Origin of the sequence: Acinetobacter sp. YH12235 (genome assembly GCF_013417705.1) — a bacterium.
Taxonomy (GTDB): domain Bacteria; phylum Pseudomonadota; class Gammaproteobacteria; order Pseudomonadales; family Moraxellaceae; genus Acinetobacter.
Window position 1 is genome coordinate 39041 of record NZ_VPDL01000023.1, and the last position, 17705, is coordinate 56745.

At 35.2% G+C, this 17705-nt stretch carries 17 protein-coding genes and 2 pseudogenes; 10 read left to right on the plus strand and 9 right to left on the minus strand.

The window, feature by feature from the left end; genetic code table 11:
- Positions 1 to 45 precede the first annotated feature (45 nt).
- Both FTV13_RS11980 and FTV13_RS11985 read right to left on the minus strand, forming a co-directional pair.
- Complete coding sequence (locus FTV13_RS11980; protein WP_004658347.1) at positions 46 to 642, minus strand: putative adenosine monophosphate-protein transferase Fic; 597 nt, start codon at positions 640 to 642, stop codon at positions 46 to 48.
- A 12-nt stretch (positions 643 to 654) separates the two neighbouring features.
- A complete protein-coding gene (locus FTV13_RS11985) occupies positions 655 to 822 on the minus strand; it encodes a YhfG family protein (RefSeq protein WP_002125865.1) in 168 nt (55 codons plus the stop codon).
- 274 nt (positions 823 to 1096) lie between these two features.
- Here FTV13_RS11985 and FTV13_RS11990 point away from each other — a divergent pair, with 274 nt between their 5' ends.
- Genes FTV13_RS11990 through FTV13_RS15880 form a run of 4 tightly spaced genes read left to right on the plus strand, consistent with a single transcriptional unit; the run spans position 1097 to position 7286 of the window.
- Positions 1097 to 1561, plus strand: a complete 465-nt coding sequence (locus FTV13_RS11990; protein ID WP_000911011.1) for a hypothetical protein — start codon at positions 1097 to 1099, stop codon at positions 1559 to 1561.
- A 12-nt stretch (positions 1562 to 1573) separates the two neighbouring features.
- A complete protein-coding gene (locus FTV13_RS11995) occupies positions 1574 to 3913 on the plus strand; it encodes a hypothetical protein (RefSeq protein WP_002058482.1) in 2340 nt (779 codons plus the stop codon).
- 4 nt (positions 3914 to 3917) lie between these two features.
- On the plus strand, positions 3918 to 7118 hold the full coding sequence (locus tag FTV13_RS12000; RefSeq protein WP_127800785.1) for a site-specific integrase: 3201 nt from the start codon (positions 3918 to 3920) through the stop codon (positions 7116 to 7118).
- Between the two features lie 60 nt (positions 7119 to 7178).
- Positions 7179 to 7286 carry a hypothetical protein gene (locus FTV13_RS15880; protein ID WP_372551473.1) on the plus strand — a complete coding sequence of 36 codons (108 nt, stop codon included), beginning with the start codon at positions 7179 to 7181 and terminating at the stop codon, positions 7284 to 7286.
- A gap of 144 nt (positions 7287 to 7430) precedes the next feature.
- Here the strand turns inward: FTV13_RS15880 and FTV13_RS12005 are convergent, their stop codons facing one another.
- Complete coding sequence (locus tag FTV13_RS12005; RefSeq protein WP_000550047.1) at positions 7431 to 7649, minus strand: hypothetical protein; 219 nt, start codon at positions 7647 to 7649, stop codon at positions 7431 to 7433.
- A gap of 30 nt (positions 7650 to 7679) precedes the next feature.
- Complete coding sequence (locus tag FTV13_RS12010; protein WP_159153749.1) at positions 7680 to 9062, minus strand: IS200/IS605 family accessory protein TnpB-related protein; 1383 nt, start codon at positions 9060 to 9062, stop codon at positions 7680 to 7682.
- Between the two features lie 642 nt (positions 9063 to 9704).
- Here FTV13_RS12010 and FTV13_RS12015 point away from each other — a divergent pair.
- The gene (locus tag FTV13_RS12015; protein WP_005245164.1) at positions 9705 to 10904 is read left to right on the plus strand and encodes an integrase arm-type DNA-binding domain-containing protein; all 1200 of its coding nucleotides are present in this window, start codon (positions 9705 to 9707) and stop codon (positions 10902 to 10904) included.
- A gap of 41 nt (positions 10905 to 10945) precedes the next feature.
- Here FTV13_RS12015 and FTV13_RS12020 read toward each other — a convergent pair whose 3' ends face one another.
- A complete protein-coding gene (locus FTV13_RS12020; protein ID WP_005245163.1) occupies positions 10946 to 11359 on the minus strand; it encodes a Cd(II)/Pb(II)-responsive transcriptional regulator in 414 nt (137 codons plus the stop codon).
- Between the two features lie 79 nt (positions 11360 to 11438).
- On the opposite strand from FTV13_RS12020, the gene FTV13_RS12025 reads away from it, so the two are divergent.
- Both FTV13_RS12025 and FTV13_RS12030 read left to right on the plus strand, forming a co-directional pair.
- Positions 11439 to 12170: a transglutaminase family protein gene (locus tag FTV13_RS12025; protein WP_005245162.1), complete on the plus strand. Its 732-nt coding sequence runs from the start codon at positions 11439 to 11441 to the stop codon at positions 12168 to 12170.
- Entirely contained in the window at positions 12157 to 13044 is an 888-nt protein-coding gene (locus FTV13_RS12030; protein WP_127800877.1) for a cation diffusion facilitator family transporter, read from the plus strand. Before FTV13_RS12025 ends, FTV13_RS12030 begins: the two co-directional genes overlap by 14 nt.
- Before the next feature lie 84 nt (positions 13045 to 13128).
- Here FTV13_RS12030 and FTV13_RS12035 read toward each other — a convergent pair.
- Positions 13129 to 13353, minus strand: a pseudogene (locus FTV13_RS12035) (efflux RND transporter permease subunit); the annotation flags it as partial.
- On the opposite strand from FTV13_RS12035, the pseudogene FTV13_RS12040 reads away from it, so the two are divergent.
- Positions 13353 to 13496: pseudogene (locus FTV13_RS12040) on the plus strand (antitoxin HicB); the annotation flags it as partial. The pseudogenes FTV13_RS12035 and FTV13_RS12040 overlap by 1 nt on opposite strands.
- A gap of 252 nt (positions 13497 to 13748) precedes the next feature.
- Here FTV13_RS12040 and FTV13_RS12045 read toward each other — a convergent pair.
- A complete protein-coding gene (locus FTV13_RS12045; RefSeq protein ID WP_004658363.1) occupies positions 13749 to 14000 on the minus strand; it encodes a hypothetical protein in 252 nt (83 codons plus the stop codon).
- 194 nt (positions 14001 to 14194) lie between these two features.
- On the opposite strand from FTV13_RS12045, the gene FTV13_RS12050 reads away from it, so the two are divergent.
- On the plus strand, positions 14195 to 14416 hold the full coding sequence (locus tag FTV13_RS12050; protein WP_004658364.1) for a helix-turn-helix transcriptional regulator: 222 nt from the start codon (positions 14195 to 14197) through the stop codon (positions 14414 to 14416).
- 172 nt (positions 14417 to 14588) lie between these two features.
- Here FTV13_RS12050 and FTV13_RS12055 read toward each other — a convergent pair.
- A protein-coding gene (locus FTV13_RS12055) for an IS3-like element ISAba14 family transposase (protein WP_099046175.1) occupies positions 14589 to 15733 on the minus strand; the annotation gives its coding sequence in 2 pieces (ribosomal slippage) (positions 14589 to 15469 and positions 15469 to 15733; 1146 coding nt in all).
- A gap of 277 nt (positions 15734 to 16010) precedes the next feature.
- On the opposite strand from FTV13_RS12055, the gene FTV13_RS12060 reads away from it, so the two are divergent.
- Positions 16011 to 16799, plus strand: coding sequence for an aminoglycoside adenylyltransferase domain-containing protein (locus tag FTV13_RS12060; RefSeq protein ID WP_038350081.1), 789 nt, complete (start codon positions 16011 to 16013; stop codon positions 16797 to 16799).
- Positions 16800 to 16925: 126 nt separating this feature from the next.
- Here the strand turns inward: FTV13_RS12060 and FTV13_RS12065 are convergent, their stop codons facing one another.
- Positions 16926 to 17384, minus strand: a complete 459-nt coding sequence (locus FTV13_RS12065) for a DUF523 domain-containing protein (protein WP_077170035.1) — start codon at positions 17382 to 17384, stop codon at positions 16926 to 16928.
- Between the last annotated feature and the right edge of the window lie 321 nt (positions 17385 to 17705).

Sequence of the window (17705 nt, forward strand, 5' to 3'; positions counted from 1 at the left end):
AAGATGATGGCTCATTAAGGATTGTGGGCTTCGACTACTTAAATTTTAGGTATTTTGAATAAAGCATATTTCAAAAATCTTAATTAATGGATTTAAATTACCATAAAAACCTTCAATATTGGCTTGAATCCATTGTTGTTGAGAGTCAATGCGAGACCAATCAATACCATAACCACAATGAGCAATCAGATGCTCAAAGAAAATCCGTTGTGTACGTCCATTACCTTCACGGAATGGGTGTATGACATTAAGCTCACAATACAAGTCGGCAAGTTGAGGAATCAGTTGTTGTGGTGCTAAGCCTTGAAAGTATTTTTTTTCTTGAAGCGGTTTGAGTAGTTTATTGGTTTCAATTTCAATACGGGAAAAATTACAAAAACGGGTGTCACCTTTGGAAATATCGATTTGTCTTAACTTTCCTGCCCAGTCGTATAAGTCGCCAAAGAGCTGCGCATGAATTGATTTTAAGTATTGTAAGTCGTAAGGTGGTTCAGCATATTCAATTAAGTTACTTGCCAATCCAGACAGTTCTAGTTCAGCTTGTTCTAAAATTTGTTCATCATGAATATTGAGTTTGTTCTTTAGGATATTTGTGCCAGGGTAACAATACAGGCTGTCACCCATTTCCCCATATTTATCCATACATGCACCTGACTAAGTTTCGGGTTGCGAATACTTCTTATATTTTTGCAAGATTTCAGCTTTACTTTGTTGAGTTGTTTGAGCTGTCGTTGTAATGCCTTCAAGCTTTAGGCTGGCTTGATAGTTTTGCGCACGTGTCGCTTGAATATATTTTTTTTTCTGTTCAGTGGTTCTGAGCATTTCGAAACTCCATTGATGCTACACGTGAAGTAAGTATAGCAGAGAATCTTTTTGATCAATGCTGCATACACAGCATTTCAAAATGTAATACAACGGTATTGTTTCATGTAATAACAGAAAACTAAAAAAAAGTGGAAGAATTTTTAAAATTTAGACCACCCATGATAAGTAAACCATATGTATTTGTTGATAATTGTAATTTTGAGAAAATTTAGTTGATAAATTAAATGAATTTTAATATACAAAGATATGCTCATTTTTTATATCGATAAAAATGTTAAAATTTGACTATTTAGTAAAAAATATAGAGATATTTATGGGGCAATTTATCATGCCCTTTTGCTTTGAGCGACAAAATGTTCAATTTAAGATAGTAAAAATTAACTCAGAACTACTGAAAATCAAAAAGATTAAACAGAGCCAGAAAGTAGTAGTACAAGCAAAGTTCAAAATAATCTATGTGAAAATTTGGCAAAAAATATTGCTATTAATGCAAACGGAGCCATGCTTACGTGTACATTCTAATTATGTTGCAATCTTACAGTTGATACATAATCTTGATGATTTTATCGAAAAATCACAGCAACACTTGTGCTTTGAGAGAAAAGCTCAGAAAGAGCTGGATGCTAAATTTTTTGCTAGATTTTTTAAGCTGACAAAGAGTTCAATAAAAGATCAACTTTTACCAAATTGTTCAGATCGTAATGAATTTAACCAATGCAATTTGATAAAAAATTAAGCGAAAGCGAATATGCCAAAGATTGAAACAGAAGAGCAATTCTTAGATTTAGCAGAAAAATTCCAAAAAGATTATTGTTTATTACGCAATCATGTTGTGAATACACAATTTGTCGATCTATCAGATGATTTACGTGAAAAAGCCCATGCTCTATATAAGGAAGCACAACAGATATATGGCTATATATCTAGTTCTAGACAATTAGGTAAATATTATTATCTAGCTTCTTTAAGTTATTTTGCATGCCCGACTACTAGTAATACTCAAGAGCTGTCGTCTGAACGTTATTTGATTCTACAAGCGAGTTTTTTAACATATCGGCAGTATCAAGAATTTGCAAAAATTGATAAAGCTGAGAATAAGCAAAAACATGTTTGTGATCTCTTTCGCTATGTATCACGATATGTTCTGGATTCTAATCATGCTGAATTATTTCAAGAATGCAGTGAGCTACTAAATCGCTATGTCATGTACGAACGTAACTTGAAAAAGGAGGATCGTAATCAACTTTTTAATATTAAAGATTTCAAACAAGTACAAGCCATAGAGTATTTATCGGCTCTATTAATAATTTTTAAAAGACTTGATGATCGTCGTGTTGTTCATCGTCAGCGTAAGTCAAAAAAAAGTAAAGTTTTGCAATGGCCGACGAAAAATGAACTCAAAAAATTTCGTGAAATTAAAACGGGTAAGCAAGTAGATATTGGACATAACGCAAAGATCAGTATTTATGATGCCGCTCTTCACAAAGATGAAGAGGGTGAAGTTGATCTATTAGATCCTGAAATGGAGTTTTATTCAGAAGATGAAAAGTCTAAAAATTTAAATTATATACTCAGCGATAATGCGACGCATCTAATGCGGCATCGCCAGCGCCGTCATGCTCCTTTTGTTACAAATCCACATTATTTGGCGCCAGATATACTGAAGCAAATTGTTTATGTGTTGAGAACCGAGTTATCCGGGCACTGGAGGGATGCTGCAATCGCTGCAGCATGTTTATTGTCACTTTTGACGGGATTATCACCCGTCGCACTGATGGATTTTAACGAGCTTATTCAAGATGGAATTTTGATCCAGAATGGTTCAAGTAGACGTCGCGAATATTTACTCAAATTAAATCTTAAAATTACAGAGCAGAAGATTAAGAGCTTAAATCATGTGCGGTGGAATGAAGTGATGACACATCAACTACATTTACCTTCTGCTTGGTTTGACTATATAGAACAAGCATCGAATCCACTAATTTCATCAACACACATTAATACGAAACTTAAGAATTGGCTTGATAATCGGTTTGTAGGTTCGATCACTGTAGAAAAACTGCAGGCTCAATTATATTTTCATATATATTATGAAACATATAATGAATATCTTGCTCATGTAATTGCTGGGCGGGATAGTCAGCATCACATGCCTGGTATCTATTATGGCGGGCTACCGAAAACTCAACTCAGTAGCACATATCTAGCCTTTTTAGAAAAAGCACTTACACCACATTCCACACATTTTACTGAAGACACGGCTGAACTAAAAATATTGCAACAACAATTCAAAGTGCAATCTGCATTATCTATAGGAAGGATAGGGAGCCAACTGGCACTTGAACCCAATTTTGTGAAAGAGCAATTCCATATTTTACATAGACATTGTCACGAAAACATCCAAGAAGATAAGCACATTATTAATCAACTTAATGCATATGCGTGTTGGATGTGGCATATCAGTTTGTTGAGTTTGGCAAGTCGGCCTAAAAAAAACCTGTTGGGGAATTTGGATGATTATTGTGTTGAGCTCAAGCTTTTATATGTGAATGATAAAAAAAATAGTAAAGCAAGAAAAGATGGTCGTTTTATCCCTTTATCTGATTTTTTCATAAAAACACTGCAAAATTACACTGCCTTTTTAGAACAAATTATTGAAGCGTACGGTTCATTTTTTAGACAAGTCTTTGCAAAGAAGAAGATAACTGTAAATGATCTTTTTGGTAAGGTCATTTTTAGTAAAGATATCTTGCCGATAACTGTCAAAGAATGGCAGAGCAGGAAAATTAAGTTAATCCCTTTATCGAGAAAATGGGTGAATTCATATATGCAAGGAGTCTTTCCAAAGAATATGTATTCGAATTGGTTACGTCATTTTGACATGAACTTTTTGATGCATGAGCAGCAAGAGGGTAAACCAGCATTAGCTTTTCACTTAATTCAGGCCCTGTATGGTCATGACCAACGTGACCGAGAGGCTTTTCATCCGCATTCTTCACTTATCCCGAATGTCTATGTACAGCAAGCCCGCCAGCAATTGCAAGATAATGTCAAATCTTTATCGATTAAACACTTAGAGCGAAAATAGTTGTATGCAAAAAATCAAAGAACTAATAAAACCACAACTAGATGATCTATTTGTTGATATTCATAAAATGGTGAAAAAGTCGCTAGATAGACAGCCTTCTCCACCTGAAGTATTGACGAAAGAAATGCAGCAAAAACTTGATCAGCAGATCGCTGAAAAATGGCATGACATTAAAGATAGTGTTGATTGTTTGAGTCAAAAGTTGAGCCGAGACGAACAATCAAAACTGATGCAATTTACTGAAGATGAATTTAATAAAAGAAGGAAGCAATTCAACCAGAATGTAGATAAAAAATCATACAGAATTAAGCTAAATCCACATACTAAACGGATCGTACTGCCTAGAAAAATTGAGAGTACAGAGTCACGGTTAGAACAGGGGCATCTACATATCCATGTACTTAAGGAATTAAGGCAGTATTGGCAAGATTCATTTGAATATTGGAATGAACCAAAGTACTTATGGGGAAATTTATGCTTAAGTTTTATATATATTTCAGGCTGTGCAGATGAACAGCATTTGATTGCTATTCAGAAGCAATTGCAGGAGGCCATTGAGCTTGGTACAGATCTGAATTGTTTTCGGTTATACCATTCGGACTACAAAAAAATCACTAATCCATTGTTACTACATTATCGTGTTGAAAACTCTCAATATGGCAACGATGTAGAACAGGGAAAGTTGTACCAATGGAAACATGTTTTTTTTAACCCATATGCGCAGTTCATTTTGCAATATTTAAAAAAGTTGAAAGCTGCTCAGAAAGAATTTTGTCTGCAACATTCAGTTGAAGATTGTATTTTAGAAAGCTTGAGTAAGATAGGCAGGAAAAAAAGTCTTGGGGATCTGCAATATCAAATTAAACGCCGTGGATTTCGTGCATTTAATGATGTGCAAATGGTACTCGAATTTAATCCAAACCTCAGCATAGATATATTTTTGAGTAATGTGCTTCAGCAAGAGATTAATACTGTTGCTTTAAGGCCATCCGAATTTAGATTGCTGTGGAATAATGATTACAATCAAGTCACAGAACCAGATAATCGCCCTATTCATTTTGAACAAGAGCAGTTACTTCCTGAAGTTCCGACTGTTCAAAGCAAATTACAAACGATTCCGTATGAGTTGATGTTGTTTGGTCAAAAGAAACGTAAAGGTCAAAAAGTTGAGCGTTTAGATAAAAAGAGGAATAAAGAAGAACGCACGCTACGTTTTTGGCAAGAAACTAGAAGGGTGTTAGAGGAGAAGATAGTTGATGCTAATACGGAGGAAAAGTCTTTAATTGATGCTCAACTACGCTTAATTCACTGGTTAATGCATTTAAAAAAACGAGGGCTTCAATTATCAACTATTGAAAGCTACTTAGGATCGTTTGGCAAAGAATTTATATTTGAGATTTGGCTCAATAAATTAGATTTAAAGCAACAATCCATAGATGACTATGAGGATTTATATCGGCAGCTATTGAAATACAGCAGTGAACGTGATGAAAAAGCAGTTCAACGAGATTCGGTGAAAGGAAAAACCTCTCGTAAGATGCACCAAAGCGCAGAATACCGTTTTGGTCGCCTAAAAGATTTTCATCAATTCTGTATAGAGAATTATGATGCTCCAGGGGTATTGGTGTTACAGAATTCAAGTTTTAAGCATTTACAAATTTGCAATGCACGGCTAGTGAGTCCTTTGCTATTTGGCAAATTATTGGAAAAACTAGAAAATTTAAGTCAAGAGCCAACGGCATCAGAGTGGGTCGATCATCTGAGTTGTTTAAAGCTGATGTATTTACTAAGTTATAGAACTGGACTTCGATTAAATGAAGTTCGTTGTCTTAAAATACAAGATATTATTTGCCCAGAGCTACTTTATAAAGAAAAAGAAAATACAGTTTTTAATAATATCACGCTTCATATCCAAGACAATTCATATCGCCGTCTGAAAACGCGAAGTGCGAATCGTCAAATACCATTGAAAATTGCATTGTCAGAACATGAGTTTTTAGTAGTACAACGTTACATACAACATCGTTATGAGCAATATTTGGTTAATCAGCAGGATGATCTACTTTTTAGTGTGAATCATCGTGTATTAACTGATCAATGTATCAGCAAAATTACAGTAGATTTGTTTAGTCAAATATTAGGTATGCATCATGGCTTTAGTTTTCATACATTACGCCACAGTGCTGCTAACTATCTAGCAATAACTTTGCTCGGTTCAAAAGAAATGATCAAGACCTACACAGATTGTCCTTGGGTAAAAGCAAAAAAGATGAGGGATTTATTGTTTGGTATGAAAGCACGTGCTCAAGAAGAGATTATTCAACATAAATGGCAGGTGCTCGCCTCTTGGATGGGGCATAGCAGTATTGAGCAAACGGCTTCAAATTACCTTCATGTTTTGGATTTATTAGCAGTCGATCGAATTTATAATTCGCCGTGTATCATTTCAAAAAAAGTATTAGAACAGTGTTTTAGTCCAGTGAAGTCAAGTACAGACTACATAAACCTAAATCGTTATACTCAGCAGCAGAAATGGTTTAATTCTTATCAGCAAACACAGCCAGTTACGATGGCTGGCCGACAAGAAAAGAAGTTTAGTATAGAGAAGAGTACTCTGACACCTTTTCAACGTTTGATAAGTTTTAGAGAAGGTCGATTAAGCGAAGATACCCAAGCTCAAGAATGGATGCAACGATGTCAATGGATGAGCACTAAATGGATGGATCGCCAAAAATTTAATTTAAAAACGAATTATGTTTATAGTAAGAATTTAGAAGAGAGTTGGTTTGATGAACTTTACGAAAAGGCTAAAAAACTGACTCGTCCAGATGAAATAATTCCTCTCCTTGATTTTCATTATAAAGATGATAGGCAGCAAGATGCACTGAAAGAAAAGAACATGGTTAAGGCGCTTAAAATATTATTATTATTTGGAAAACTGCGTAAGAATTTTCTACATTTTCAATGCCGAATGAAAGGTGATGAGCAACAAATTGTTAATTTTATTACTGGTATAGAGCCAATGTTAGGAGATCATCTGTATTTAGAAAAACAAAACTACCCAGTTAATTTGGATGCTCCTGAGCGAACCGTTAAATTTAGTTTTCAAAGAGTTGTCGGCTCTAACAAAAAAAATGTTACTCCGCTGGTTATATTTAATTTAATGTTAAAAATGATGCAAAAAGATGAACTCTGGATCAAATAGCCTAAGCATGTTAAAGGGGAATTGTTTAGAAATTTCCCTGTTTATAAGTAAACTGCCTTTATGAAAAGCACCATGCTGACTTGGATTAATAAGCGGAATGTAGTATCACAGTTTGATCGCTGGATTTACGAAAATGGTGTGAAGATTAGCGGTATGGTAAATCGATGAGCTAAAGTGTTGTAGTCCAAACTCGATCTGACAATTACCCATTTTTTAGTGTGCCCGTCAGGTTAAATTTGAACTGAATTTTTCTCAGCCCAAATTCATTTCCAATCAAGTTATGTTTCAAGTGGCGTGCGAACACTGCACAATTTAATTCACGGTGCCTAAGACAGGTATCAACTTCGGACCAGCCATTCTAGCTTTGCTAATGATTTCCACCAGCTCATCATAAGTCAGTTCAAACTTATCCTCACTATCAAATACATAGACCATATTCTTGCCTTCATGTTCAGGTGGAGTAGGTGGTACAAATCGTTTCGGGATAAGAATTTGTGCGAGTTGTTCGTCAGTTAATTTAAATAAGTGCATGTTTTTATCCTACTGTTCCTTAAAATGTATTCAAACATACTCAAGGACTAATTCGCACTCTGTTAATGTCTTGTTGCCAAGCGTGTAACTAGAGCCTGAGTCGGTCAGTTCCGACTTGTAGCGGTCAGTCCGTTCTTGCAATATACGCTTTACAGTTTTGTAAGGCGTATAACGACTTATCTCATTGTCGTTTAATCTTGCAAGCACGTTTCTCGCAGCATTCCAATCAGCTTGCACAACTTCCCCATTGAAACGGTGAAAACGATCTCCCTTACGTGTACCTATTAAAAGGCCATGCAAGAAAGAATCACTTTGCGAAGTATATGCAGAATTGACTAGATGCACCGTAGAACCTCTACGGTGAGATATAGAAGTTAGGGCATTAGCTAACAAACCTTTAGCCCATGTATTTAAGCGTCTATTGGTGTTTTTGCCATAGTTGCGTTTACTTTGAATTGGGGATGTTAAATCTTCCGCAACAATCACTTTGGCTTTATCAACCAACTTGTGAGTTGCTGTAAATATTAATGTTTTGAGCTTTGCTTTTTGAGTATCTTGTCGCTTATCTAGTTTTTTTCGACCTAGATTATTTAACTCAATTTTCTGTTTCTTGTGTGGTTTAGCTTTAGCAATCGCTCTGAGCTTGTTTCTGTGCTTGTACTTTTGATTTAAATAATCTGATTCACTTGAGATCAGCTTGCCTAGACCACTCCCATATACATCGCCATCAGAGTCCACAAAAGCTTCTGAGTACCCTTTATCAACACCTACGGTTTCCTGACCACAATCCTGTGTTTCAACTGCATCATAAGTTGAGTGAACTTCAACATTACCGTTTTTTAGAATGATTCTAAGTGTGCCTTGTGGCGCAAAATCAACAGTCGTATTTAATGGGATTTTAATGGTTTGTCGAGGGATTAGGCTTGGTACTTTAAGCCAACATTGACCATTTAACTCAAAGGTTTTACACATATCCGCACGAACAATAATTTGATTATGTGTGTGATTAACACCATGCTTAAAGTGATTACGCATTTGACGATGGAGGAAATTATCAGTCATCCATTCATCTTTTTTAAGCAAGGTGTATAGTCTTTTTTGTTCATTATTACAGGAGGTGCGTTTTCGGATCGCCTGCTTTACTTTGTCTTTTGATGCTTCTCGATAGGCTTTAATATCACCTATGCAATCACGTAGCGTTTCTTTCCACGCATTTGCAGAAACACCAAAGTCACGACTTTCTTTCATCCACGCATCACGAATAGCTCTGTCACTGATATTCAAACCTGAAATAGCACCATATTTAGCCCACACCTCGCTACGAATACGACCAAGTAAAACAGCTTGTTTCTCAAGCTGTTTGTACTTTTGCACATTCAAGTTTTTACAGTGATGAATGCGTGTTAATTTCACAAAGTCATGCCTAGGTTAAGGGATTGGATAATCAATAGATATGGATGCTAATATACCAAGACACTCACCTAAAATACAAAAGATAATCATTTAAATCTCTAATAAATACCCACCTTGCCACTACTGAATCGACATAGACAAAATGAGAACTTATGCAAATATTTGTCTATATTTTTAGTTATAGTTAATTACTCTCGTAAAACAGCTGACGAAGTCCGAGATAGAATCATTGCGTCAAAACAAACGTGATGCTTATGCACTTATGATGAAAATGAATTAATTATTATTTAATTAAGTTAAAAGACTGCTATATAGCGGTCTTTTTTGTTTTTGAGCTCTACAAATTTTAATGAGTACATATAGTTACTTTTATAAAAATGATAATAAAGGGTAGAGGAGGTCATCTAAGAATTTAAAGCACAAGACTTATTTAACATTGATGACAGAAAAAGTGAGTTGTTGGGAACTTAAAGAAGAGGTGGTACTTATAATGGTTACTAAAATACAAATACTTAAAATATTAAATATATAAAACAATATATTACAAATATATATGATGCGTAGTGTACGCATCATACATAAAGCGTTCTATTTTGATATAATTGATCCAATCAACCCATTGTTAGGTTTCATTTAAATTCCATGAGTCTTACTGAAATTAAAGTTCGCCAAGCTCATTGTAAGGAAAAAACCAGTTTTTTATCCGATGAAGATGGGCTTAGCCTGAAGATTGAGCCGAGTGGAAGAAAATCTTGGTGCTATCGCTATACAGATCCACAAACTAAAAAACGTCGACGCATTCAGTTAGGTCGTTATCCTGATTTATCGCTGAAAAAGGCACGACAAGTCAGAGATGACTTTAAAGACAATGATTTCTGTTTTGAACAAGATACTGCCTCTAATGTCATCACCTTTGGTAAGGTCGGGGAGGAGTGGTTACAGTTCAAACTGAAAAATGCCTTCAACGATCTACCCCGCTGTGGTGTACTACAGTTAGCAGAAAGATGCTTACAGCAAGATATTTATCCAGACCTTCAGGATCTACCTTTTCAAAACATCAAGCGTTATGACCTGGTTTCAGTAATCAAAAAAATAGAGGGACGCCAAGTAAAAGAACCTGTCAAGAAAGCTTGTAGTTATTTGAACCAAATTTATGACTACGCTGTAGCGATGGGTTATTGTGAATTCAACATCGCGCATGGTTTAAATAAAATCGCCATTAACAGTAAAATCAAGAAAAATTATCCGTATTTGAAAGCGGAGGATATATCTGATTTTAAGTATAAATTACAAAAATTGGATGCCCATCCGATTATTAAAAAAGCACTGCTGTTCAAATTACATACTGGCGTGCGAGGGGCTGAATTGTTATTGGCTGAGCCTCATCATTTTGATTTAAATGAAAAAGTCTGGAAAATACCTGCCTTGCATATTAAACAGTTTCGACGAAAAGTCATATTAGGCCATGAGATTCCCGACTTCTTAGTTCCACTTTCAGATCAGGCTTTAGATATTTTAAAAGACGTCATGCAATGGTCATACGGTGAAAAGTACATTTTTGCTAGCCCACGGAAACATAATCAACCGATTCATTTTAATACATTAAATATGGCTATACGTAAGATGGGCTATGGAAAACATCAATTATCCTCTCATGGACTACGTTCCACTTTTAGTACCATTTTGAATGACTCAGGTTTGTTCCAGGATAACTGGATTGAGGCACAACTTTCACATATTGATAAGAACCGTACCCGTGCCAGCTATAATCACGCTGACTATTTAGCCCAGCGGACTGAAATGATGCAGTGGTGGGGTGATTATTTAAGTACTGCTAAGTGAAAATCGTACTTTTATACATAGACTTAAAACATTATGGGGTTTCAAATGGATAGTAAACAATATACTTGCCGTGTTACATGGTCAGCAGAATATAATGAGTATGTTGGGTTGTTCGAACCACAAGCACTAGCCATTTGTTGTAATTCAGCTTTAAGCGCCCTTAATTCTTTCATGCGTTTATTCACTAGTGCAAGTTGCTGATCAATTAATGCATTAACGCTAGAGCAGCTTTCTTCTGGCTTATTTTTTAATTCGATAAGACGTTTAATATCATTGAGTGATATATCTAGGCTGCGACAATGCTTTACGAATTCCAATTGTTTAAGTGCTTTGCTATCATACAGCCTGAAATTACCTTCTGAACGATTTGGATTTAACAGTAATCCTTCTCTTTCATAATATCTAATCGTTTGTATTGAACAGCCCGATTTTTTTGACAATTCGCCTATTTTCATCAATTTCCCCCAGACATTTGACTCTATAGTTACTATAGAGTCTATAGTATAAGTATGCAACGAAAAGGATATATAAAAAATGACTGAGAAATATTTAAACAATACGAATATCGTTAATTTTGAACACAAAGATATCCAATCCTTGATCGATCAACGTAGGTGGAAAAACTTGGATAACTTCAACAAAATTGGTGCCGCTTATCAGTTTGTAAAAGATGAGATTTTCTTTGGTTATAATGAAAGCGATGATATTGCAGCAAGCGATGTGCTAGCAGATGGTTATGGACAATGTAATACTAAGGGTAATCTGTTAATGGCACTATTGCGTGGACTAGGCATTCAATGCCGATTTCATGGGTTTACCATAGACCAGCAACTACAAAAAGGTGCTATCCCAAGCTATGTATTTTGGTTAGCACCTAAATACATCATTCATAGTTGGGTAGAAGTTTACTTTGAAGGGCGTTGGATAAACTTAGAGGGCTTTATATTGGATGAGCAATACTTAAGCTCTCTACAGGAGAAATTTGACCAAGTAAAAGATGATTTTTGTGGTTATGGTGTTGCAACAAAGTGCTTTTCATCACCAGATACAGATTGGCGTGGAGAAAATACCTATATTCAAAAAGAAGGTATTCATGATGACTTTGGGCTTTATGATTCCCCTGATGAGTTCTATCTCGAAAAAGGGACTAACTTGTCGGGGTTCAAACGCTGGATATATCAACGCTTGATACGTCACTTGATTAATATGAATGTATCAAAACTAAGAAATAGAAAAGTACTAGAGGTACAAAATGCACAACCATAATCATAGTCATCAACATGGTAAAGATGACCGTATTGGTTGGGCATTTTTCCTTAATGTGACATTCACTATTATCGAATTTATAGGTGGTTGGCTCACTAACAGTACGGCGATAATGGCAGATGCAGTTCACGATCTTGGTGATAGTCTTTCAATAGGTTTTGCGTGGATTTTAAGTCGTTTTTCAGATAAAGAAGCATCAGATAAGTTTAGTTATGGTTATCGTAGACTTACTCTCTTTGGCGCATTGATAAACAGTATTGTTTTAATCATTGGCTCAATTTGGATTTTATTTGAAGCAATTCCAAAGCTGTCCAATCCTGAAATGCCTGTAGTCGAGGGGATGTTAGGGCTAGCGATACTCGGCGTTGCCGTTAACGGATATGCTGTATTAAAATTAAAAGCGGGTGAAACATTAAATGAGAAAGTGCTGACATGGCACCTTCTTGAAGATGTACTTGGATGGGTTGCCGTTCTTATAGTCTCTATCGTACTGTTGTTCGCTGAACTGCCGATATTAGATCCCCTTTTATCAATAGGGTTCACGCTGTTCATCTTGTTTAATGTTTTCAAAAACCTGAAATCAACACTCGTTTTATTTCTTCAAGCTGCACCCGATAAAGAGACTCAAAAGCGTATTAAACTATCACTAATGGAATTTCCTGAAGTTAATGGTATCCACCACATGCACTTTTGGTCACTAGATGGTGAAAGTCACGTTTTAACAGCGCACCTTGAGCTGAGTGACAACTTTGACGTTAAAGAATTAATTAGGCTTAAACAAGAAGTTGCAGCTAAATTATCTTCCTATCATTTATCGCATACAACGATAGAGTTTGAGTTTTTAAATGAAAATTGTCGGGATGAAGCGCAGTAAGCTTTATCAATAAAATGTTGGGCATACAATATTAAAAGCAGCTTAATTAGGCATAACCTAGTAATTAAGCTGCTTTTTTTGATTTTAAATTTCGTCGGATTGCTGTTTGCTACTCTCAGAGCCATGCGCCCATTGATATAAAATAGGCAATACAAACAAAGTTAAAATTGTAGAAGATACAATACCGCCGATAACAACTGTTGCTAGTGGTCGTTGTACTTCTGCACCAATTCCAGTGTTTAACGCCATTGGAATAAAACCTAAACTTGCGACCAGTGCCGTCATTAAAATAGGTCTTAAACGAATGATGTGCTGAGTTTCCATCATTGTCTTGGCTTGATGCGGATCAGTCTAAAGCATTCTCAGGAATAGAGGAGCTCGTTGCTGATGTTGTCGCTGATATGATTAGCAATAATGAAAAAGTTCCTACACCACTCTCCGGGAAAATATAGTAGGCAGTTTGTTGTCCTTGTTCTCAGTGGTTCAACAAAAACTAGCCCTCGAAGCCGCAGAACGTGGCGTGGACATAAATTGTTTAGTATCAGTAAAAAGAGCGATGTAATTTTAGTACGAGTGAGTGATAGAGCAGGAACCTATGCTTCATATATTCAGTAAATGGTATGTTTTTGAATTAATAGGTATTTTTAAATAAAGCTTTCTTTGATTTAGTGCTTTTTATTTAATAAATTAATTTTAAAAACAACTTAGGCTAATTGATAAACACTATCTGGAAAGATTAAAAGAAAATATTTTTTAATTTCTGCTAATTCATTTAAGGCAGGTTCCCTTTCAAGCAGTTGAAATGTCCAAATAAGTACAGCCTGATGATTATCATAGCAAGTATTTACTCCAAGAAAATTAGCCATTCCATAACTTCTATTGATGTTCATTTCTTTAATTAATTGATTTCCTAAGTCACGAGCTTGCTGGCTGATCAATAACTCATTTGGTAACACGGCGGTCATCTCCACAAAATAATCTAATGCAGGTTCAATCCTTATATTTAAAAAGTTATAATTTAGTTGAAATGGATAAAATATACTTTCTATAAGTTGTAATAACCTGCTGTAGGTTAATTTTAGCAAAGTATTACTCAGTCAACAACTTCAAATAACCCACAGCAAGTTATTTTTTGTAAATTAATTTAAATATGATTACTTGTAAGTTATCTAGCCTCATGGGCGATAGAAAAATTTTAAAATTAAGTGAAGTGGTGCATGCAACAGGTATCAATCGCAACACGCTCACAAGTATGTATTATGACCGTGCTGTACGTATTGAATTACCAGTCGCCGATAAGTTGTGTAAGTACTTTAACTGTACGATGAATGATTTGTTTGAGTTTAAGGAAGAAGTTGAAGAAAAAGATTAACTTAATACTTCGTTTGATAAGTTTTTCGAAGAAAAAGACTAGCCAATACTTAGTTTGATAAGTTTTTCTCTGCAGATCTAATATTGAATTTTATAAAATATCATTACAAACAGAGGTGGTTCCACTTGTTTGAACAACTAAAAGCGTATTTATAAGTGATATTCCGCTCTAGTTAAGCCACCTTGTTTTGTTGGGGTAGCTGATCATAGTAAAACTCATTTGGTGTCATTTTGTCTAGACTCGAATGAGGTCGTTTCAGATTATAAAACTCAAAATATGCACTCAATTGCTTTTTCGCATCTGTGACACTGCTATAAGCTTTGAGATACACCTCTTCATATTTAACGCTCCGCCATAATCGTTCAACCATCACATTATCTACCCATCGACCTTTACCATCCATACTGATTTGAATGCCATTTGATTTCAATACATCAATAAATGCATCACTGGTGAACTGACTGCCTTGGTCTGTATTCAATATTTCAGGTGATCCATATTTTTCAATCGCTTCATTTAAAGCCGAAATACAAAAATCCACCTCCATACTAATCGATACCCTATGCGCAAGTACCTTGCGGCTATGCCAATCAATCACAGCACATAAATAAACAAAGCCTTTTGCCATAGGGATATACGTTATATCAGTAGACCACACTTGATTACTGCGCTGAATAGCCAATCCTTTGAGCAGATATGGATATTTACGGTGAGCTTGATTAGCCTGGCTTAAATTTGGTTTGCAATATAACGCCTGAATACCCATTTTCTTCATTAAAGTACGTGTATGACGTCGTCCTATATGATGCCCTTGACGATTCAACAAATCACGCATCATACGACTGCCTGCAAAAGGATATTGCATATGTAATTCATCAATACATCGCATCAGCTTCAGATCTGATGAGCTAACAGGTTTTGGGCGATAATAATAACAACCACGAGAGACTTTCAGTAACTTAGCTTGTTTAGATACTGAAATCTGAAGTGAGTGATCGATTAACTTTTGTGGTTGAAGCGGCCCAGTTTCTTCAACACACCTTCTAAAAAATCAATTTCTAATGCCTGCTCACCGATTTTTGCATGTAACTTTTTAAGATCAATGGGAGGTTCTGATGGAGCTTTTGATTGATCGAAAGCTTGTGAGGAAGCTGAGATCAATTGATTTTTCCAGTCAATAATTTGGTTTTGATGAACATCAAACTCAGAACTCAATTCAGCAAGTGTTTTTTCTGCTTTGATCGCAGCAAGTGCTACCTTAGCCTTAAAGTCGTTTGAATGATTTCTTCTTGGTCTACGTGCCATAAAATACTCCATATATTGATGTTTATAACATCATTTGAGGAGCAGAGTATCACTTATAGGAGTTGTTCAAATTTCCGGATCCATCTCTAAGTGAGGAGGAAATGACTCTTACTATTCAGATGTTGTTTCAAGCTTTTTTTGATTGATAGAGTTTTATGTATTAAACTCTATATTGAAAGTAAATATATTGTAAAAATAGTATGTTATTTACTAATTGATTAAATTATTTACACTTATTCTGTATAATGCTCTATGAATTCATTACTTATTTTTTTAAATTAAAAATCATATGCAAAGCTTAAATGATGAAGAGTGTCGCCAAGTTGAAAGTGTAAAACAGCTTTTACAAAAAAATTTTAAAGATAAGCTTTATGCTATTTATTTATATGGTTCGTATGTTGATGGTGGTTTAAAACATAAAAGTGATCTTGATATTTTAGTTATTATTGAACGTGAAATTACCGATCAGGAAAGAAAACAATTAGCGCAGAATTTTCTAAATATATCTGTTCCGATTGGTCATGCTACAGCGCGTGCCTTAGAAATTACGATATTAGAAAAAGGGAGTATTACCAATAAAAATCATCCATATACATATCAGCTACAATATGGCGAGTGGTTGAGAGAAGAATTACTCAAAGGTGAATTACTTTATAGTCAATCTGATCCAGATATTAGTATTTTACTTAAAACTGCCCAATTACATAACATTACTATCTTTGGACCTGATATTTGCGATTGGTTAAATCCAATTAGCTATGAACAATTAATATTTGCCATGCAAAAAACTTATCCACAAATTATTGCTCATTGGAAAGACGATCAGGATGAATGTAATCAAATTTTAGCGCTATGCCGTATAGCTTATACATTAGATCATAAAACAATAGTTGCCAAGGATGTTGCTGCGACATGGTTTTTAGAATTCTTAAGTCAGATAGATCAAGACATTTTGCAACTCATAATAGATGAATATATTGGGCAAGGTCATGAGCAATGTTGGTTAGTTTTACATGATCAGCTTGCTAAAATTGTTAAAGAATTACAGCATAAAATTGAACCACTACTTTTTAACTGATGTGGAAGTAATGGATATGCTTCTTAGATTATTACCTCACTATATCTCTAAATACCGAAGAGACTTGATATTGCAAAGGGGGGCGTGGTTGGAGTTGCATGAAGATTTTAAATAAAAGCGGAGGAACTAGGGTAAAAGTTGCCAAAAAGTTTCTTCTGAAATGACTTTTATATTATGACGTTTAAGCAAAGCGGAGGTAACTCCATTGCCATAGATCTTATTCCCATTAAATTGACCATCGTAAATCATTGAACTACCACATGAAGGGCTATTTTCTTTAAGCACTACCAGAGTAGCTTTTAATAATTGAACTTTTTTTAAAGTTCTATATGCCCCTTCAATATAGATTGAAGTCACATCCTTTCCTGATTTTTCAATTACACAGGCTTTTCCATCTAAGACATCATCGCCATTACCTCCCGAAATCTCGGCAGGTTCGCGTGGTGTTGATAAACCGCCAAGAATCTCTGGACATACCATAGTAGCTTTTCCATCTTTGACTAATTTTTCGATTTTTTCGTTTAAGCTATGCGTCCCGTTATAACGTACCTTTAAGCCAGCCAGACAAGAACTTACTAAAATCATATTTCCTCTATGAAAAAGATATGTATCGATTTGCTATTTAGCCAGTACCTATTATTTTTTAAAATTAATAGGTTAGTGCTATGGATAAAACAAGAATTTAAATATGATCAATGCAAAGTGAGTTATTTTTTTTCTAACCCACAAAGCTTATAGATTAGTTTGATCCTTTTTGTTTAGAAAATTTATCAACAGTGGGAGTGACGGGCACTGGCTGGCAATGTCTAGCAACGGCAGGCATTTCGGCTGAGGGTAAAAGAACTTTCCGCTAAGCGATAGACTGTATGTAAACACAGTATTGCAAGGACGCGGAACATGCCTCAT

Excerpts from the sequence above, each read along its gene's own strand:
- FTV13_RS11980 (WP_004658347.1), bottom strand. The coding sequence starts at position 642 with ATGGATAAATATGGGGAAATGGGTGACAGCCTGTATTGTTACCCTGGC.
- FTV13_RS11985 (WP_002125865.1), bottom strand. The coding sequence starts at position 822 with ATGCTCAGAACCACTGAACAGAAAAAAAAATATATTCAAGCGACACGT.
- FTV13_RS11990 (WP_000911011.1), top strand. The coding sequence starts at position 1,097 with ATGTTAAAATTTGACTATTTAGTAAAAAATATAGAGATATTTATGGGG.
- FTV13_RS11995 (WP_002058482.1), top strand. The coding sequence starts at position 1,574 with ATGCCAAAGATTGAAACAGAAGAGCAATTCTTAGATTTAGCAGAAAAA.
- FTV13_RS12000 (WP_127800785.1), top strand. The coding sequence starts at position 3,918 with ATGCAAAAAATCAAAGAACTAATAAAACCACAACTAGATGATCTATTT.
- FTV13_RS15880 (WP_372551473.1), top strand. The coding sequence starts at position 7,179 with ATGAAAAGCACCATGCTGACTTGGATTAATAAGCGGAATGTAGTATCA.
- FTV13_RS12005 (WP_000550047.1), bottom strand. The coding sequence starts at position 7,649 with ATGCACTTATTTAAATTAACTGACGAACAACTCGCACAAATTCTTATC.
- FTV13_RS12015 (WP_005245164.1), top strand. The coding sequence starts at position 9,705 with ATGAGTCTTACTGAAATTAAAGTTCGCCAAGCTCATTGTAAGGAAAAA.
- FTV13_RS12020 (WP_005245163.1), bottom strand. The coding sequence starts at position 11,359 with ATGAAAATAGGCGAATTGTCAAAAAAATCGGGCTGTTCAATACAAACG.
- FTV13_RS12025 (WP_005245162.1), top strand. The coding sequence starts at position 11,439 with ATGACTGAGAAATATTTAAACAATACGAATATCGTTAATTTTGAACAC.
- FTV13_RS12030 (WP_127800877.1), top strand. The coding sequence starts at position 12,157 with ATGCACAACCATAATCATAGTCATCAACATGGTAAAGATGACCGTATT.
- FTV13_RS12050 (WP_004658364.1), top strand. The coding sequence starts at position 14,195 with ATGATTACTTGTAAGTTATCTAGCCTCATGGGCGATAGAAAAATTTTA.
- FTV13_RS12060 (WP_038350081.1), top strand. The coding sequence starts at position 16,011 with ATGCAAAGCTTAAATGATGAAGAGTGTCGCCAAGTTGAAAGTGTAAAA.
- FTV13_RS12065 (WP_077170035.1), bottom strand. The coding sequence starts at position 17,384 with ATGATTTTAGTAAGTTCTTGTCTGGCTGGCTTAAAGGTACGTTATAAC.